General features: G+C 71.1%; 15 protein-coding genes and 1 tRNA gene. 10 read left to right on the plus strand and 6 right to left on the minus strand.

All coding sequences use genetic code 11. The annotated features are described in order from the left end of the window. Positions 1-6 precede the first annotated feature (6 nt). Genes BIV01_RS06395 through gabT form a run of 3 tightly spaced genes read right to left on the minus strand, consistent with a single transcriptional unit; the run spans position 7 to position 4276 of the window. On the minus strand, positions 7-1377 hold the full coding sequence (locus tag BIV01_RS06395) for a flavin monoamine oxidase family protein (RefSeq protein WP_071302281.1): 1371 nt from the start codon (positions 1375-1377) through the stop codon (positions 7-9). Continuing rightward, positions 1374-2915, minus strand: a complete 1542-nt coding sequence (locus BIV01_RS06400; protein WP_083413809.1) for an NAD-dependent succinate-semialdehyde dehydrogenase — start codon at positions 2913-2915, stop codon at positions 1374-1376. The genes BIV01_RS06395 and BIV01_RS06400 overlap by 4 nt, the downstream gene beginning before the upstream one ends. Beyond that, complete coding sequence (gene gabT, locus BIV01_RS06405; protein ID WP_070417446.1) at positions 2912-4276, minus strand: 4-aminobutyrate--2-oxoglutarate transaminase; 1365 nt, start codon at positions 4274-4276, stop codon at positions 2912-2914. Before gabT ends, BIV01_RS06400 begins: the two co-directional genes overlap by 4 nt. Before the next feature lie 92 nt (positions 4277-4368). Between gabT and BIV01_RS06410 the strand changes: the two genes are divergently transcribed. Continuing rightward, entirely contained in the window at positions 4369-5901 is a 1533-nt protein-coding gene (locus BIV01_RS06410) for a PucR family transcriptional regulator (RefSeq protein ID WP_071302282.1), read from the plus strand. 20 nt (positions 5902-5921) lie between these two features. Continuing rightward, positions 5922-6563, plus strand: coding sequence for a TetR family transcriptional regulator C-terminal domain-containing protein (locus tag BIV01_RS06415; RefSeq protein ID WP_071302283.1), 642 nt, complete (start codon positions 5922-5924; stop codon positions 6561-6563). On the opposite strand, the gene BIV01_RS06420 is transcribed toward BIV01_RS06415, so the two are convergent. Then, positions 6529-7191, minus strand: a complete 663-nt coding sequence (locus BIV01_RS06420; protein WP_071302284.1) for an NUDIX domain-containing protein — start codon at positions 7189-7191, stop codon at positions 6529-6531. The genes BIV01_RS06415 and BIV01_RS06420 overlap by 35 nt on opposite strands. Before the next feature lie 86 nt (positions 7192-7277). Between BIV01_RS06420 and BIV01_RS06425 the strand changes: the two genes are divergently transcribed. Next, entirely contained in the window at positions 7278-7718 is a 441-nt protein-coding gene (locus tag BIV01_RS06425) for a hypothetical protein (RefSeq protein WP_071302285.1), read from the plus strand. Between the two features lie 57 nt (positions 7719-7775). On the opposite strand, the gene BIV01_RS06430 is transcribed toward BIV01_RS06425, so the two are convergent. Continuing rightward, a tRNA-Leu gene (locus BIV01_RS06430) sits at positions 7776-7862 on the minus strand. Between the two features lie 86 nt (positions 7863-7948). Here BIV01_RS06430 and BIV01_RS06435 point away from each other — a divergent pair. From BIV01_RS06435 to pknB, 7 genes are all read left to right on the plus strand, one after another. Then, the gene (locus BIV01_RS06435) at positions 7949-8629 is read left to right on the plus strand and encodes an FhaA domain-containing protein (RefSeq protein ID WP_070417451.1); all 681 of its coding nucleotides are present in this window, start codon (positions 7949-7951) and stop codon (positions 8627-8629) included. Next, positions 8626-9177, plus strand: a complete 552-nt coding sequence (locus BIV01_RS06440; RefSeq protein ID WP_070417452.1) for an FHA domain-containing protein FhaB/FipA — start codon at positions 8626-8628, stop codon at positions 9175-9177. Before BIV01_RS06435 ends, BIV01_RS06440 begins: the two co-directional genes overlap by 4 nt. A 6-nt stretch (positions 9178-9183) precedes the next feature. Further along, complete coding sequence (locus BIV01_RS06445; RefSeq protein WP_071302286.1) at positions 9184-10518, plus strand: Stp1/IreP family PP2C-type Ser/Thr phosphatase; 1335 nt, start codon at positions 9184-9186, stop codon at positions 10516-10518. Then, positions 10515-11951, plus strand: coding sequence for an FtsW/RodA/SpoVE family cell cycle protein (locus tag BIV01_RS06450; protein WP_071302287.1), 1437 nt, complete (start codon positions 10515-10517; stop codon positions 11949-11951). Before BIV01_RS06445 ends, BIV01_RS06450 begins: the two co-directional genes overlap by 4 nt. Beyond that, on the plus strand, positions 11948-13405 hold the full coding sequence (locus tag BIV01_RS06455; RefSeq protein ID WP_071302288.1) for a peptidoglycan D,D-transpeptidase FtsI family protein: 1458 nt from the start codon (positions 11948-11950) through the stop codon (positions 13403-13405). Before BIV01_RS06450 ends, BIV01_RS06455 begins: the two co-directional genes overlap by 4 nt. Beyond that, the gene (locus BIV01_RS06460) at positions 13402-15153 is read left to right on the plus strand and encodes a protein kinase domain-containing protein (protein WP_071294234.1); all 1752 of its coding nucleotides are present in this window, start codon (positions 13402-13404) and stop codon (positions 15151-15153) included. The genes BIV01_RS06455 and BIV01_RS06460 overlap by 4 nt, the downstream gene beginning before the upstream one ends. A gap of 121 nt (positions 15154-15274) precedes the next feature. Then, positions 15275-17071, plus strand: coding sequence for a Stk1 family PASTA domain-containing Ser/Thr kinase (pknB, locus tag BIV01_RS06465; RefSeq protein ID WP_261645865.1), 1797 nt, complete (start codon positions 15275-15277; stop codon positions 17069-17071). A 146-nt stretch (positions 17072-17217) separates the two neighbouring features. On the opposite strand, the gene BIV01_RS06470 is transcribed toward pknB, so the two are convergent. Further along, entirely contained in the window at positions 17218-17862 is a 645-nt protein-coding gene (locus BIV01_RS06470) for an anthranilate synthase component II (protein ID WP_070417458.1), read from the minus strand. Between the last annotated feature and the right edge of the window lie 31 nt (positions 17863-17893).

Genomic DNA, 17893 nt, shown 5'->3' on the forward strand with positions numbered 1-17893 from the left:
GTGGGTCTACTGCACCGCCGGCTGCGGCAACGAGGCGAGGATCTCGGCCGCCGCTTCGCGGCCCATCCGCACCGCCCCGTCCACGTGCTGGTACCCGTGCCCGGCGAGGTCGCTCGACGCGAACCGGATCGGGCCGACGGCAGCGCGCTGGTCGGCGCCGTACCGGACGAGGCCGCCCAGGTCGAAGCTCGCCGCGTAGGCGCCACGGGTCCACTCCTCGGTACCCCAGTCGCTCTCGTAGTAGACGACCGGTCGGCGCGCCTCGTCGCCGTAGTAGTGCGCGAGCGAGTCGAGCACGCGGGCCTTGCGCTCCTCGGCCGAGAGGGCGAAGACGTCATCGGCGTGCTGGTCGGACACGAACCCGACGAGGGTGCCCTGCTCCTGCCCGTACGAGGTGTTGTCGTACGCCTCGTGCACGAGTTCGTACGGGCTGAACGCGGTGCCGGACAGCCCGGCGCCGCGCCAGAACGGCCGGTCGTAGACAGCGTGCACCTTGATGACGAACCCCATCGACAGGTGCTGGTGCAGCTGGTGCTGGCGACGCGGCAGCGGCGGCTCGTACGAGATGCGGGAGTACAGGGGCGGCGGGACGGCCACGAGTGCCTGGCGGGCACGGACCTCGATGCCGCCGTCGGCGAGCGCTGTGACGCCCTCGTCGTCCCAGCGCAGGGTGCGCACCGGGGCGTTCAGGTGGACGTCCGCACCGAGCCGGGCGGCGAGCCGCTCGGACACCTGCTGCATGCCGCCGACGACGCGCTTGTCGAGGATGAAGTCGGCGTCGACGAGGTTCGAGAAGCTCCCGGCCGAGGCGGCCATGAGCAGGGCCTGCAACGCCGAGAAGGCGTGTGCGGGTTTGGTCAGCATGGCGCCGGCGATGAAGAGCTCGACGTTGTCGGTCGCGACCCGGTCGTCGCTCAGCGTGTGCAGCCAGGCGCGGAACGAGGTCTCGTCGAGCGCGGCGGCGTGGGGCGCTTCCCAGGGGCGCGCCGGGTCGACCGTCGCCACGTACTCGTCGACGACGGCGACGAGCCGCTCGATCTCGGCGGCGGTGGCCTCCGGCAGCGGGAAGATGTCGCCGGTGTACTCGGTGCGGGTGCCGTGCTCGTCGATGTAGACGCTGGAGCCCTCGCGGTAGCGGTCGTACGTCTCGAGTCCGAGCTCGTCGAGGGTCTCGAGCAGGGCGGTCTGGTCCGGGGAGACCCACTGGCCGCCGATCTCGAGGGTGACGCCCTCGATGTCGTTCGTCCACGTGCGGCCACCGACGCGGTCGCGGGCCTCGAGCACGGCCACGCGCTTCCCCTCGGCGACGAGGCGGTTCGCGGCGACGAGGCCGGTGACCCCGGCGCCGATGACGACGACGTCCTTCTCGATGGTCATCGCTGCGCTCCCTTCGTGCGCCCGAACGGGTCGGGCGTCAACGTGTACATGGTCTCGAGGTACTCGGCGATGCCCTCGCCGCCGCCCTCGCGTCCGAGGCCGGACTGCTTGACCCCGCCGAACGGTGCCGAGGCGTTCGAGACGACACCGGTGTTGAGCCCCAGCATGCCCGTCTCGAGCCGTTCCGTGAGGCGCTGTCCGCGCGCGGGGTCCTCGGTGAACGCGTAGCCGACGAGCCCGTACTCCGTGTCGTTCGCCGCCGCGACGGCCTCGTCCTCGGTCGAGAACGTCCGGATCGCCAGGACGGGTCCGAAGATCTCGTCGCGGAGCAGGTCGCTGCCGGGCTGCACGTCGGTGATCACGGTGGGCGCGTAGAACGTGCCGGGGCCGTCGACGGGGTGGCCGCCGGTCCGGAGGGTCGCACCGCGGTCGAGGGCGTCGGTGACGAGCCGGTGCGCCTTGTCCACTGCGCGCTGGTCGATGAGCGGGCCGATGGCGACGCCGTCCTCGGTCCCGCGGCCGACGGACATGGCCGCGACGCGGTCGGTGAGCCGGCTGGCGAACTCCTCGGCGACGTCCTCGTGCACGAGGAACCGGTTGGCCGCGGTGCACGCCTGCCCGGTGTTCCGGAACTTCGCGGCGAGCGCCCCCTCGACGGCGAGGTCGAGGTCCGCGTCGGCGAACACGAGGAACGGGGCGTTGCCGCCGAGCTCCATGCTCGTCCGCAGCACGTTCTGCGCCGCCTGGGCGAGGAGGGTCCGGCCCACCGGCGTCGATCCCGTGAACGAGAGCTTCCGGAGTCGCGGGTCGGCGATGATCGGCTCGGACAGCGCACCGGCGTGCGTGGTCGGCACGACGTTGACGACCCCGGCCGGCACGCCCGCCTCGACCAGCAGATCGGCGAACAGCAGGGTGGTGAGCGGGGTGAGCTCGGCGGGCTTCACGACGACCGTGCACCCGGCGGCGAGCGCGGGGGCGATCTTGCGGGTGGCCATCGCGAGGGGGAAGTTCCACGGGGTGATGAGGAACGCCGGGCCGACGGGCTTGTGGCTGACGATCGCACGGCCGGTGCCCTCGGGGTTGGTGCCGTAGGAGCCGCCGATGCGGACGGCCTCCTCGGAGAACCAGCGGAGGAACTCACCGCCGTAGGTGACCTCGCCGTTCGCCTCGGCGAGCGGCTTCCCCATCTCCAGCGTCATGAGGAGGGCGAAGTCGGCGCGGCGCTCCTGGAGCAGGTCGAAGGCGCGGCGCAGGACCTCTGCTCGCTCGCGCGGCGGGGTCGTCGCCCAGCCGTGCTTCGCCGCTTCGGCGGCGTCGAGGGCCGCGACACCGTCTTCGGGGGTTGCGTCGGCGATCTCGAGGAGCGTCTCACCGGTGGCGGGGTCGACGACGCCGAACGTGCCGCCGTCGGCCGCCGGTCGCCAGGTGCCGTCGACCAGGAGGCCCGTGGGGACCTTCGCGAGCAGCTCGCGTTCGGCGTCGGTGCGCTCGGTGGCCTGCTGGGTGGTCTGCTGGCTGGTCTGCTGGGTGTCGGTCATGCTGCTGCGAGTCCTTCCAGGACGATGTCGAGCCCCTCGTGGAGCAGGTCGTCGTCGATCGCGAGCGGGGGGAGGAAGCGGAGGACGTTGCCGTACGTCCCCGCGGTGAGGGCGATCACGCCGTGCTCGTACGCGTACCGTACGACCCGTCCGGTGAGCGCGGCGTCGGGTTCCCCGGTCGCCGGGTCGACGAGTTCGATCGCGATCATGGCGCCGCGGCCGCGGACGTCGCCGATGCGGGGGTCGGTCGCCTGTGCGGCGCGGAGTCGTCCGAGCAGCACGTCGCCGATCTCGGCAGCGCGTTCGACCAGGCCGTCGTGCTCGAAGGCGTGGATCGCGGCGAGTGCTGCGGCGCACGCGACGGGGTTGCCGCCGTAGGTGCCGCCGAGGCCGCCGACGTGGGCGGAGTCCATGATCTCGGCGCGCCCGGTGACGGCGGAGAGCGGCATCCCGCCGGCCATGCCCTTGGCGGTGGTGACGATGTCGGGGACGATGCCCTCGTGCTCGCTCGCGAACATGGCGCCGGTGCGGGCGAACCCGGTCTGCACCTCGTCGGCGATGAACACGACGTCGTTCGCGGTGGTCCACTCCGACAGCGCGGCGAGGAACCCGGGTGCCGGGACGACGAAGCCGCCCTCGCCCTGGATCGGCTCGACGAGCACCGCGGCGGTGTTCTCCGCGCCGACCTGCTTCTCGATCTGGCTGATCGCGCGCTTCGCCGCCTCGGCACCGGACAGTCCGCCGTCGCGGAACGGGTACGACATCGGGACGCGGTAGACCTCGGGCGCGAAGGGACCGAAGCCGTTCTTGTACGGCTGGTTCTTCGCGGTGAGCGCCATCGTGAGGTTCGTCCGCCCGTGGTAGGCGTGGTCGAACACCACGATCGCCTGCCGACCGGTGTGCTTGCGGGCGATCTTCACCGCGTTCTCGACCGCCTCGGCGCCGGAGTTGAAGAGCGCGCTCCGCTTCTCGTGGTCGCCGGGGGTGAGCCGGTTGAGCGCCTCGGCGACCTCGACGTACCCGTCGTAGGCGGCGATGGTGAAGCAGGTGTGCGTGAACGCCTGGACCTGCTGCTGCACGGCGTCGACCACGCCCGGGTGGGCGTTGCCGACGCTCGTCACGGCGATCCCGGAGCCCAGGTCGACGAACGAGTTGCCGTCCGCGTCGACGACCACGCCCCCACCGGCCGCGACGACGGCGATCGGCACCGCGACCCCGACGCCGGACGCCACGGCGGCGGCCTTGCGTTCGAAGAGCGCTCGGGAGCGGGGGCCCGGCACCTCCGTGACGAGCCGCCGTTCCTGGGGCAGCGAGGGGCCGCCCGCGGCGGCGCTGGTCGAGGGTGCGACGGTGGAGGACATGTCGCGATCGTAGGAGCCACTCCCCCGCGGTGCCGCTGTCCACCGTGTACACCGGCGGCCACCTCGATCGACGCAGCGGATAGGGTGCACCCATGCCCGCGACCCTGCGCTCCCTGCTCCACCGCGCCGACCTGCGGCTCCGGCTCCTGACGGCCACCGACGCAGCCCTCGATGCGCCGCTGTCCTGGTTGCACAGCTCCGACCTCGAGGACCCGACGCCGTTCCTCGCCGACGGGCAGGGGCTGCTCACCACCGGCACGCAGTTCGGCGACGACACCGAGGTCACGGCGGCGGTCGCGGACGCCTACGTCGCCCGACTGCTGCGCCGGGGCGTCGTCGCGCTCGGCTTCGGGGACGAGGTCGTGCGCACCGGTACCCCGCCGCAGCTCGTCGACGCCTGCACGGAACAGGGACTCGCACTCTTCGAGGTCCCGTACGAGACCTCCTTCATCGCCGTCGCGCAGGCGAACGCGGACGCCGTCGCCCGTGACGCCAACGCCCGCAACGCCTGGGCCCTCGCCGCGCAGCGGGCCATCTCGCTCGCGGCCATGCGCCCCGACGGCCTCGGGGCGACCATCGCCGAGCTGTCCCGGCAGCTCGACGGGTGGGTCGGCCTCTTCGACGTCTCCGGGCGACTCGACCGCGGTCACCCGGCCGACGGTGTCCCCGCCGAGGACCTCGAGGTGCTCCGGACCGAGGCGCTCCGGCTCCTCCGAGCCGGCCAGCGGGCGAGCCTGCCGGTGACGACCGAGCACCGCACCGGGTTCTCGCTGCAGACCCTCGGCAGCGGCGGCCACCTCAGCGGCGTGCTCGCCATCGCGAACGGCGGCGCGCTCGACCGGGCCGGCCGCGAGGTCGTCACCGCCGTGATCGCCCTGGCCGGACTCGCACTGCAGCAGAACCGCGAACTCGCCCGTGCGCGCGGGCTCCTCCGCACCGGGCTCCTCACGATGCTGTCGGTGGGCGACCCCGCCGTCGTGGACACGACCTCGCGCGAGGTGTGGGGACCACTGCCGGCCGAACCCGTCCGGATCGCCGCCGTCGACGTCCCCGACCAGGACCTCGACACCGTGGTCGACTGGCTCGAGCTGTGGGTGCAGGACCGCCCCGGCCGGCTCTTCTTCGCGGCGGACGACGAGCTGTTCCTCTGCGTCGGCGCGGAGGACACCGCGATCGTCGAGGAACTCGTGGACCGCTTCGACCTGCACGCCGGGCTCTCCGACGGCGCCTCGTACCGGTACTTCGGCCGTGCGCGGACCGAGGCGGTGCAGGCACTCGACCGCCGTCGCGAGGGGCGACCCGGCACCACCGAGTTCGGCGACCTCGCCCGCGAGGGGGTGCTCGCCCACCTCGCCCACGTGGACGTCGACGCCGGTGCCGTCGCCCGCGCGTTCCTCGCACCCCTGCTCGACCACGACCGGACGGCCGGCACCGAGCTGACCCGCACCGTGCGGACCTGGCTCGAGCAGAACTGCGAGTACGACCGCACCGCCCAGGCACTCGGCATCCACCGGCACACCGCCCGCGCGCGGGTCGAGCACGCCGGACGGCTGCTCGAACGGGACCTGTCGGCGTTCCCCACCCGCGCCGACCTCTGGGCGGCGTTCGTCGTCGAGGGCGCGTGAGGCGCGCCTAGGCTGGCGTCGTGCCGACCACTCCGACCCGCCGGCGCCTGAGCCCGGCCGAGCGGGAGGCCCAGATCGCCGACGCGGCCGTCGCCGTCGCCCGCGCCGAGGGCCTCGCCGCCGTGACCCTGCGCGGTGTGGCCGCGGCGATCGGCGTGGCGCCCTCGCTCGTGGCGCACTACCGCCCGGTGATGGAGGACCTCGTCGGCGACACGTTCCGCACCGTCGCGAGCGCCGAGGTGGCCGAGGTCCGCCGGATCGTGCACGAACGGTCCGACCCGACCGCACGCCTGGGGACCCTGCTGGCCTGCATCGCCGACCCCACCCGGGACGACGTCGCCGCGCTCTGGGCCGACGCGTGGAGCCTCGGCCGGACCAACGGTGCGCTCGCCACCGCCGCGCGGGACGTCATGGACGACTGGCAGGCGCTCGCGACCGGGGTGGTCCGCGACGGCGTCCGTGACGGGGTCATGCGCACCGACGACCCGGACGCGGTCGGCCGGCTGCTGTTCGCGCTCGTGGACGCCACGAACGGGTACGCCCTCGTGGACTACCTCGACCGGCCGACGCGCGAGGGCCTCGTCCGCACGACGATCGCCCACGCCGTCGGGCTGGACGCCGCTGCCCTCAGCGCTGCAGTGCCACCCACTGCAGGAGCATGATCGTCTTGCCGTCGGCGATGCGCCCGTCCGCGACCATCGCCATGGCCTCGTCCAACGGGAGCTCGAGCACCTCGATGTCCTCGTCCTCCAGCCCGCCGCCGGCCGCCACGAGGTCGGCGGGCGTGTAGGCACCGACGTACCCGTGCACGCGCTCGGTCACGGACCCGGGGCTCATGAACGCGTCGAACACCTTCCTGAGGGTGCCGAGCCGGATGCCGAGCTCCTCCGCCGCCTCGCGCCGCACGGCCGTCTCCGGGTCGTCCTCGTCGAGGAGCCCCGCTGCCGCCTCGACGAGCATCCCGTCCGGGTGGCCGTTGACGTAGGCGGGCCAGCGGAACTGCCGGGTGAGCAGCACGGTGTCGCGCTCGGGGTCGTGGGGCAGCACGGCAGCACCGTTGCCGCGGTCGTAGGTCTCGCGCTGCTGCCGGTCCCAACGACCGTCACGGCGCCGGACGTCGAGCGTCGTCCGGCGGAGCACGTGCCAGCCGTCGGAGACGACCTCGACGTCACGGACGACCACGTCCGGGTTGCGGTCGAGGTCGCGGCCGACGGCGTCGAGCCCGGTGCGACCACGGGCGTCCGGGACGGTGGTGCCGGGTCGAGGGTCGGTCGTGCGCGCGTCGTCCACGTCGTCACGCTAGCGTCCCACCAGCGCGGGCAGGCCGCCGGTACGATCGTCACGCCGCACCAGGGAGCGGCGGGGACGGGGAGCACATGACGACGACGGACGACCTGCGACGTTCCCGACCGACCCCGCCTCCGGTCGTCCGGACGGCGGTCGTCCTCTGGGCCGTCTGGCTGGTCGTCGGCGTCGTCTCCACCGTCGTCGTCTCGGCGTCCGGGTCGGGACTGACCGGGGTCGGCGGCGTCCTCGCACTCGTGCTGTCGTTCGTCGTCTGGGCCGCCGTCGCCGCTGCGACGATCCTGGTGCTCCGTGGCTCCGCGGTGGCCCGGATCGTGCTCGTGGCGATCGCCGCGCTCCGTGCCGTCCTGAGCATCACCGACGGGGGCCTGTCCACCGTCCTGATCCTGGTCTCGGTCGTCGCCGCGGTGCTGCTCTTCCTGCCCAGCGCACGCCCGTTCTTCCGGCGCGCCGACGGTGCCGAGCCGAGCCGCGCCTCCAGGCCGACGGATCCCGACCACCCTCGGAACTGACGCCGCTGCGGAACGCGAAGAGGCCCCCGGATCTCTCCGGGGGCCTCTTGCGTTGTCTGGTGCGCGAGGGGGGACTTGAACCCCCACGCCGTTTCCAGCACACGGACCTGAACCGTGCGCGTCTACCAATTCCGCCACTCGCGCCAGCCCGAGAACACTACCACGCACAGACGCTGCCAGACGCCAACCACTACCATGCAGAGGTCGACGACCGAGAACACTGGAGACCCATGGGCCTGTTGGACAGCTTCGAGCGAGGGCTGGAGCGCGCTGTGAACGGCGCGTTCGCGAAGACCTTCCGCTCCGGCGTGCAGCCCGTCGAGATCTCGAGCGCCCTCCGCCGCGAGCTCGACACCAAGGCAGCCGTCGTCTCCCGCGAACGCATCCTCGTGCCGAACGAGTTCACGGTGCGACTCGCGCCGCCGGACTACACGCGCATGAACGACATCGGTCGGCCGCTCGTCGACGAGCTCTCGCAGATGGTGCAGCAGCACGCGGTCGCGCAGAACTACTCCTTCTCCGGACCGGTCACGATCCGGCTGCAGCAGGACGGCACCCTCTCCACCGGGATCCTGCAGATCGACTCGACGACGGTGCAGCGCGACGTCGCCTGGGTCGCGGTGCTCGACATCGGCTCGCAGCGGCACAAGCTGCAGCGTGGTCGCACCGTGATCGGTCGCGGGACGGACGCCGACATCACCGTCGCCGACACCGGCACGAGCCGCAAGCACGTCGAGGTCATCTGGGACGGCAAGCACGCCCAGGCCAACGACCTCGGGTCGACGAACGGCTCGAAACTGAACGGTGAGCGCTTCCAGCAGGCCATCGTGGAGCCGGATTCCACGATCGAGATCGGTCGTACCCGTATGGTGTTCCGGGTGATACCCGAGAACGACGGAGGTACCAGGTGACCACAGGGCTGACCCTGCTCGTCCTGCGCTTCGCGTTCCTCGCGGTGCTCTGGCTGTTCGTGTTCGTGATCGTCTTCGCCCTGCGGAGCGATCTGTTCGGCCAACGCGTGCGCACGATCCCCACCGATCCGAAGGCCGGTGCGTCGGGTCCGACGACCCCCGCGGTGCCTGCAGCAGCGGCCCCGGCGGCCGCGTCAGCCGGTGCCTTCACGGACCTCATCGGTCAAGCGACGGGGGCGCAGCAGTCCGCCACGCCGGCTGCGACCCGCCTCGTGATCACCGAGGGCTCGCGCGAGGGCATGGAGATGCCGCTCGGTGGCGGCCCGATCACGATCGGCCGGTCGAGCGAGTCCAACGTCGTCATCCGCGACGACTACACGTCCACCAACCACGCCCGCCTCGACCTCCGGGCCGACGGCTGGCTCCTCACCGACCTCGAGTCCACGAACGGCACGTTCGTCAACGGTCAGAAGGTGACCGTTCCCGTGATCATCGCGGAGCGGACGCCGATCACGATCGGGACGACGACGTTCGAGCTGCGGCGGTAACCCGGGATGACCGCTCGCACGCTGAGCGCCGCTGTGTCCCACGTCGGACGCATCCGCGCGAACAACCAGGACTCCGGCTACGCCGGACAGCACCTGTTCGCGGTGGCCGACGGCATGGGCGGGCACGCAGGCGGTGACGTCGCCTCGGCGATCGCGATCCGCCGCATCCGGGAGGTCGACCGCGAGTTCCCGTCGGCGCACGACGCCGAGTTCGCACTGCAGTCGGCGCTGATCGCGGCGAACCAGCTCATCACCGAGACGGTGTTCGAGCACCAGGAACTCACCGGCATGGGCACCACGGTGTCCGCGATGATCCGGGTCGGCGAACAGATCGCCATCGCGCACATCGGCGACTCGCGCATCTACCGGCACCGCGACGGCGAGCTCCAGCAGATCACGTCCGACCACACCTTCGTGCAGCGGCTCGTGGACAGCGGCCGGATCACGCCTGAAGAGGCCGCGGTGCACCCGCGACGCTCCGTCCTGATGCGGGTGCTCGGCGACGTCGACGCTGCGCCGGAGGTCGACACCGCCATCATGGACATCCAGCCGGGCGACCGCTGGCTGCTCTGCTCCGACGGACTCTCGTCGTACCTGGCCGAAGAGCGCATCCGACACGCGCTCGCGTCGAACATGGACGCGAACCAGGTCACGCAGCGTCTCGTGAAGGAGACGCTCGACCACGGCGCGCCCGACAACGTGACGGTCGTCGTGATGGACGTCACCGACACCGAGCCCGACGACGACGACGATGCGGCCACCACGGTCGGGTCCGCGGCGGCACCGCTCACGTTCGAGGCGTCGACCGGCCGCAAGCCGATCCGCCTCCCCACGATCCTGCTCCACCCGCTCAAGGTCACGACCGCCCCCGAGGACTCGCACTTCGAGCCCGAGTCCGACCAGTTCTTCGCCGAGCTCATCGCCGAGGACCGCCGTCGCCGGATCCGCCGTCGTGTCTCGTGGACCATCGCCCTCGTCGTGGCCGTCGCCGCACTCGTCGGCGCCGTCTTCCTCGGCTGGCGGATCATCCAGGACCACTACTACGTGGGTACCGACCGCGGCACCGTCGCGATCTACAAGGGCGTGCAGCAGTCGATCGGGCCGATCGCGCTGTCCGACGTGTACGAGGACACCGACATCTCGGTGTCCGGGCTGCCGGAGTACACCCGCGAGAACGTCCGCTCGACGATCAACGCGCAGTCGCTCGACGACGCCCGTGACATCGTCGACCGGCTGCGGAAGGCCGCCGAGACCGGTCAGGACCAGGCGGGCACCGGCGGAGACGGCGGATCACCGTCCCCGACGAAGTCGCCGTCGCCGTCACCAGGGGCGAAGCGATGAGCAGCGCCACCCCCCAGTCCTTCACGCAGGCGATCACGATCAAGCTGCGGGAGCCCGCCCGCGCCCGCAACCTCGAGCTCGTGCTGCTCGTCATCGCGTGCGGCATCTGCGCCGGCGCGATGGTCCTCGTGCAGCTCGGCACGAAGGGCAAGCTGTTCGACACCTCGGTGCTCTGGGTCGGCGCCGGCATCCTCGGGCTCGCGCTCGTGATGCACGTCGTGCTGCGCATCGTCGCGAAGAACGCCGACCCGTTCATCCTGCCGGTCGCACTCGTGCTGAACGGCATCGGGATCGCCGAGATCTACCGCATCGACGTCCACAACGGCCTGACCGGCTGGGGCGCGATCGGCGTGAAGCAGATCGTCTGGACGATGCTCGCGATGGTCCTGGCGATCATCACGGTCTCCGTCGTCCGGAACCACCGGTTCCTGCAGCGGTACCGCTACATCTTCATGTTCCTGACGATCGCGCTGCTGCTGCTGCCGATGCTGCCGGGCATCGGACTCAACGTGAACGGCGCGCGGGTCTGGATCAAGCTCGGCTCGTTCACCTTCCAGCCGGGCGAGCTCGCCAAGATCACGATGGCGCTGTTCTTCGCCGGCTACCTCGTCACCGCACGGGACTCGCTGTCGATCGTCGGCCGCAAGTTCCTCGGCATGACGTTCCCGCGGGCGCGTGACCTCGGGCCGATCCTCGTGATGTGGGCCGCGGCCATGGGCGTCCTGGTCTTCCAGCGCGACCTCGGCACCGCACTGCTCTACTTCGGCCTGTTCCTCGTGATGATCTACGTCGCGACGGCGCGGCTGAGCTGGGTCCTCATCGGGCTGGTGCTGTTCGTCGGCGGCGCGCTCGTCGCCCAGTCCGTGCTCGTCTACGTGCACGGCCGCTTCGAGCAGTGGCTCGACCCGTTCAACCAGGAGATCTTCACCCGGCAGACCCAGGGCAGCTACCAGCTCGTGCAGGGCCTGTTCGGCTTCGCGAACGGCGGGATCACGGGCACCGGTCTCGGCCAGGGGCGTCCGTACATCACCCCGGTCGCCAACGCGGACTACATCATCGCGTCGCTGGGTGAGGAACTCGGCCTGATCGGCGTCTTCGCGATCCTCGCCCTGTTCATCATCCTGGCGTCCCGCGGCCTCCGCGTCGGGTTCATGGCGCAGGACGACTTCGGCAAGCTGCTCGGCGTGGGCTTCGGCTTCATCATCGCCCTGCAGGTGTTCGTCGTCGTCGGCGGCATCACCCGGGTCATCCCGGTCACCGGCCTCACGACGCCGTTCATGGCGGCCGGTGGTTCTTCCCTCGTCGCCAACTGGATCATCGCCGCGATGCTGCTGCGCCTGACCGATGCAATCCCCGCCGAACAGCGCGTGCAGCAGGGTGCGATCCCGGCTGCTCGTGGTCGCGGGACGACCAGGAAGGAGCGCAGCCGGTGAACCGACAGCTCCGCGGTGTCTCGACCGTCATCGTGCTCATGTTCGTCGCACTCTTCGTGTCGACGACCTCCATCCAGTTCTTCTCGGCCGACTCCCTCCGCGCCGACTCGCGGAACTCCCGGACGATCCTCGCCAGCTACTCCACGAAGCGCGGCGCGATCCTCGTCAACGGCAGTCCCATCGCCGAGTCGACCCCGGTGGACGACCAGTACCAGTACCAGCGGAAGTACACGAACGGCGACCTGTACTCGGCCGTCACCGGGTACTTCACGATCGGCCAGGGCAACTCCGGCATCGAGGGCGCCGAGAACACCGTGCTCTCCGGCAACTCCGACGCCTCGTTCTTCCAGAACCTCAACGCGATCCTGACCGGGCAGGACGTCCAGGGCGACAACGTCAACCTGACGATCGACCCCGACGTCCAGAAGGCCGCGTACGACGCACTGGGCGACAACACCGGTGCCGTCGTCGCGATCCAGCCGAAGACCGGCAAGATCCTCGCGATGGTGTCGAAGCAGAGCTACGACCCGAACACGCTGACGTCGCACGACACGCAGAACGTCATCGACCAGTACAAGGCGCTCGACTCGAACGCCGCGAAGCCCCTGCAGAACCGGGCCATCGGCGGCGACCTGTACACGCCCGGGTCGGTCTTCAAGCTCGTCGTGGCGTCCGCCGCGCTCGAGGGCGGCAAGTACAACCTCGACTCCGAGTTCCCGAACCCGTCGCGGCTGCAGCTGCCCGGCACGAGCACGTACATCAACAACGCCGAGGGCGGCTCGTGCGGCGGCGGCGACAAGGTCAAGCTGCGCACGGCGATCCAGTACTCGTGCAACATCCCCTTCGCGGAGCTCGGCCAGAAGCTCGGCTACGACACGATCAAGAGCATGGCGGACAAGTACGGCTTCGGCGACGCGATCGAGGTCCCGATGCGCGCCACCGCCAGCCAGTACCCCGACGTCAGCGACGACACCGCGCAGCTCATGCTGAGCTCGTTCGGCCAGGCCAGCGTCCGGGTGTCCCCGCTGCAGATGGCCATGGTCTCCGCCGGCATCGCGAACGGCGGCAAGGTCATGCAGCCCTCGCTCGTCGACTCGATCACGACGAGCGACCTGAAGACCGTCGAGTCCTTCTCCCCGAAGCAGTACAGCGATCCGCTGTCGGCCTCCGAATCGAGTGACCTCACCGAGGCCATGCAGAGCGTCGTCAGCTCGGGGACCGGCACCAATGCCAAGATCGACGGTGTCGACGTCGCAGGGAAGACGGGCACGGCCGAAGGCGGCACGGGCGATCCCTACACACTCTGGTTCACGGGCTTCGCCCCGGCGAAGGACCCGGAGGTGGCCGTCGCGGTCGTCGTCGGGAACGGCGGCGGACTCGGGCAGTCCGGAGTCGGCAACACGGTCGCGGCCCCGGTCGCGAAGAAAGTCATGGAGGCGGTGCTGAACAAATGAGACCCACCAGCGGACTCACCTTCGGTGGGCGGTACCAACTCTCGTCCCGCGTCGCCATCGGCGGCATGGGAGAGGTGTGGCAGGCCACCGACCTCGTCATCGGCCGGACCGTCGCACTCAAGATCCTCAAGGACGAGTACCTCGGCGACCCGGGCTTCCTCGAGCGCTTCCGCGCCGAGGCCCGTCACGCTGCGCTCGTCAACCACGAGGGCATCGCCAACGTCTTCGACTACGGCGAGGAGGACGGCAGCGCCTACCTCGTGATGGAGCTCGTCCCCGGCGAGGCGCTCTCGACCATGATCGAGCGGGAGCACACGCTGCCGGTCGACAAGGTCCTCGACATCGTCGCGCAGACCGCGAACGCGCTGCAGGCCGCGCACGCCGTCGGGCTCGTGCACCGCGACATCAAGCCGGGCAACCTGCTCATCACGCCGGACGGCCGCGTCAAGATCACCGACTTCGGCATCGCGCGCATCGCCGACCAGGTGCCGCTCACCGCGACCGGACAGGTCATGGGCACCGTCCAGTACCTCTCGCCGGAGCAGGCGAGCGGGCACCCGGCGTCGCCGTCGACCGACATCTACTCGCTCGGCATCGTCGCGTACGAGTGCCTGGCGGGCCGTCGTCCGTTCACGGGCGAGTCGCAGGTCGCGATCGCCATGGCGCACATCAACGAGCAGCCGCCGGCGCTTCCGGGGGACATCCCGGAGCCGGTCTCCGCCCTCGTGATGTCGTGCATCGCCAAGAAGCCCGCCGACCGTCCGGCGACGGCGGCGAACCTGGCCCGTGCGGCGCAGGCACTCCGCCGCGGGGACGTCGCGGCCGCCACCGTCGCCGTCCCGGCCATCGCCGCCGGCGGCACCGTGGCGTTCAACCCGCCGCAGACACCGGGGAACGACGCTGCGACAGCGCTCATCGGCACCCAGGCCGGTGCGGTCGCGGGCGGTCCGGGCACCCCGGGCTCGCCGGTCGACGGCGAGGACGAGGAGCCGAAGAAGAAGCGCGCCTGGATCTGGTGGGTCGTGGGCATCGTCGCGGTGCTCATCATCGCCGGTGTCGTCGGCGCGTTCGCCCTGAACAGCAACGGTCAGCCGGAGCCGACGAAGTCCGCGACGACGCGCAGCGCGACGCCGAAGCCGTCCAACACCCCGACGCCGTCTCCGACCGAGACCCGCGTGACCGTGAACTCGGCGGACTTCGTCGGGCTGTCGGTCGCCGACGCGCAGGCCAAGCTCGAGGCGCTGAACCTCACCTCCCGCGTCGAGGACGGCGACCCCGCTCCGAAGCCCGAGCAGGCGAACACCGTCCAGTCGATCAGCCCCACCGGCAGCCTGGCGCCCGGCTCGCTCGTCGTGCTGCAGCAGTACACGGCGCAGCCGACGGTCAACCAGCCGAACTCGGCGTCCCCGGGTGCGGTGTCCGCCGACGGCGTGGTGACCTTCAGCTGGGCGGCGGCGACGTGCCCGACCGGGTACACCGTGTCGTCGTACGCGTACACGATCACCGGCGGCAAGGACGCCTCGAGCCAGACCTCGGGCACGCTCGACGCCGACCACCGATCGGTCACCGTGCAGATCGACAAGATCGACACCTCGGCCTCGCTGAGCTACACCGTGACGTGCGGCAACCTCGCGGCGTCGGCGGCGTCCGAGGCCGCGTCGAGCGACGCCTGGCAGGCCACGGACGAGCCGACGACCGACCCGACCGACGGCAACAACCCGAGCGCTGGCCCGCAGGACGGCAACTGACCGACCCCCGGACGGGGGCTCGCGACACCGTTGCGTAACGGTTCGGTCGAGCCCCCCGTCACCAGCGTCTCACCAGCGAAGCCTGCCGTACACTTGCCCGGACGGACATTCGGAGGAGTACGTGCCAGAAGGTGTGACCGCGGGGATCACCCTCCTCGCCAACCGCTACGAGATCGGTGACGTCATCGGTCGGGGCGGCATGGCCACTGTGCATCTGGGCAACGACACCCGGCTCGGACGCAAGGTGGCGGTGAAGCTGCTGAAGCCCAGCCTCGCCAACGACCCGGCGTTCCGCACGCGCTTCCGGCAGGAAGCCCAGGCGGCCGCCCGCATGGCCCACCCCACCATCGTCCGCGTCTACGACGCCGGCGAAGAGACGGTCACCGAGACCTCCGGTGCCGAGGTGCAGGTGCCCTTCATCGTCATGGAGTACGTCGAGGGCCGTCCGCTCTCCGACATCATCGGCGAGGGCCCGGTCGCCCCGGACGAAGCCGTGCGCATCACCGAGGGCATCCTCACCGCGCTCGAGTACTCGCACCGTGCCGGCGTCGTGCACCGCGACATCAAGCCCGCGAACGTCATGGTGACGCACTCCGGCCAGGTCAAGGTCATGGACTTCGGCATCGCCCGCGCCATCACCGACACCTCGGCGACGGTCGCCCAGACGACCTCGATCCTCGGCACCGCGTCGTACTTCTCCCCGGAACAGGCCCGCGGCGAGACCGTCGACGCCCGTACCGACGTCTACTCCACCGGTGTCGTGTTCTTCGAGCTGCTCACCGGCCGCCCGCCGTTCCTCGGCGACACCCCCGTCGCCGTCGCGTACCAGCACGTCAGCGAACAGCCCGTCGCTCCGTCGTCCCTCACGCCCGAGGTCTCGCCGGCGCTCGACGCGGTCACGCTGCACGCCCTGGTGAAGGACCGCACGCGCCGCTACCAGAACGCGGCGGAGTTCCGGACGGAACTGCAGCAGGCCGCGGCGGGCAAGGTCCCCGCGTCGACCCGCAAGCTCCAGCAGCAGGCCGCCCACGACGCCTCGACGGTGCTGTTCGGTGTGAACCCCCGGACGACCTCGAACCCCGCGGTGGCCTTCCGCGAGCTCGACGACGACACCGCCGAGCACCGTCCGCAGCGCACCCAGAACCGTCCGCCCGTCGCCTGGATCTGGGTCGGCATCATCCTGACCGCGGCGGTCATCGTGGCGGTCGTGTTCTTCGTGGCGAACCTCGGTCCGGGCAAGCCTCCCGTCACGTCCTCGGTCAGCGTGCCGAACGTCGTCGGTGCGACCTACGACTCCGCGGCCTCCGCGCTCGGCAAGAAGGACCTCGTCCCCGTCAAGGTCGAGGAGAACTCCGACGACGTCGACCGGGGATCGGTCATCCGCACCGAGCCCGGCTCCGGCACGAACGTCGCGCGCAAGCAGAACGTCCGAGTGATCGTCTCGCTCGGCCCCGAACAGGTCGCCGTCCCGGACCTCGCGGGGCAGGCGCAGGACGCAGCGCAGAAGACCCTCGAGCAGGCGGGCTTCGCCGTCGGTGCGATCAACTCCGACTACTCGCCCGACGTGCCCGAGGGGACGGTCATGAGTACCGACCCCGCCGCCTCCTCGCAGCACGCCAAGGGCACGGTGGTGAACCTGACGGTGTCGAACGGCAAGGTCGAGTTGCCGAACGTCACCCAGCAGCCGTTCTCCACGGCGAACGCGACCCTCGCCCAGCTGGGGCTGAAGGTCACACCGGCGCCGTCGTACTCGTGCATCGGTGGCACCGTGACGCAGCAGAGCGCCCCCGCCGGCGACATCGCGCAGGGCAGCACCGTGACGCTCACGTACTGCGCCGGCTCGGCGCAGCCCTCGCAGCCGCCGGCGACGGATGCACCCGCCGACGGTGGCAAGGACGGCGGCGACGACGGTCAGTGACCTGACCGCGTCCTGACGGATGCTCCGCGGCGGGGGTGCGCCGCGCCTCCTGTCCGGCGCCGTCGGCCTGCCTTCCCGGAGGCGCGGCTCGACCCCGCCACGTCCCGACCGTCCCGCAGGGCGGTCGCGTCAGTGGCCCGCCGCTGTCAGGCCCGGTGGGCCGCGATGAGCGGGTTCAGGCCCGCAGCGCGTTCCGCTGCACCGGCGAGGCCAGTCGTCTCGAGCCAGTTGCCGACCATCCGGTAGCCGCCCTCGGTGAGGACCGACTCCGGGTGGAACTGCACGCCGTACACGGGGTGCTCGCGGTGCTGCACGCCCATGATGACGCCGCCACCGGTCCGGGCCGTCACCGTGAGCTCGTCGGGGACCGTGCCGTCGACGATCGCGAGCGAGTGGTACCGCGTCGCCGTGAAGGGATGCGGGACGCCCGCGAAGAGGGGGCTGTCGTCGTGGTCGACCTGCGAGGTCTTGCCGTGCATGAGTTCCTCGGCGTGGGTGACCGTCGCACCGAGCGCCTCGGCGATGGCCTGGTGGCCGAGGCACACGCCGAGCAGGGGCTTGTCCGCGGCGATGGCGGCGTGCACGGTCTCGACGGAGACGCCGGCGTCCGCGGGCGTCCCGGGGCCGGGGGACAGCAGCACACCGTCGTACTCGGCGATGCGGTCGGCGATCTCGGACGCGGGGAAGGCGTCGTTCCGGACCACGTCGGTCTCCGCCCCGAGCTGCTGCACGTAGCCGTTCAGCGTGTAGACGAAGCTGTCGTAGTTGTCGACGACGAGGATCTTGGTCATGGTCGGTTCACCGTACTCGTGGGGGATGTGT

The sequence above is a fragment of the Curtobacterium sp. MCBA15_013 genome, assembly GCF_001865095.1.
Classification (GTDB): domain Bacteria; phylum Actinomycetota; class Actinomycetes; order Actinomycetales; family Microbacteriaceae; genus Curtobacterium.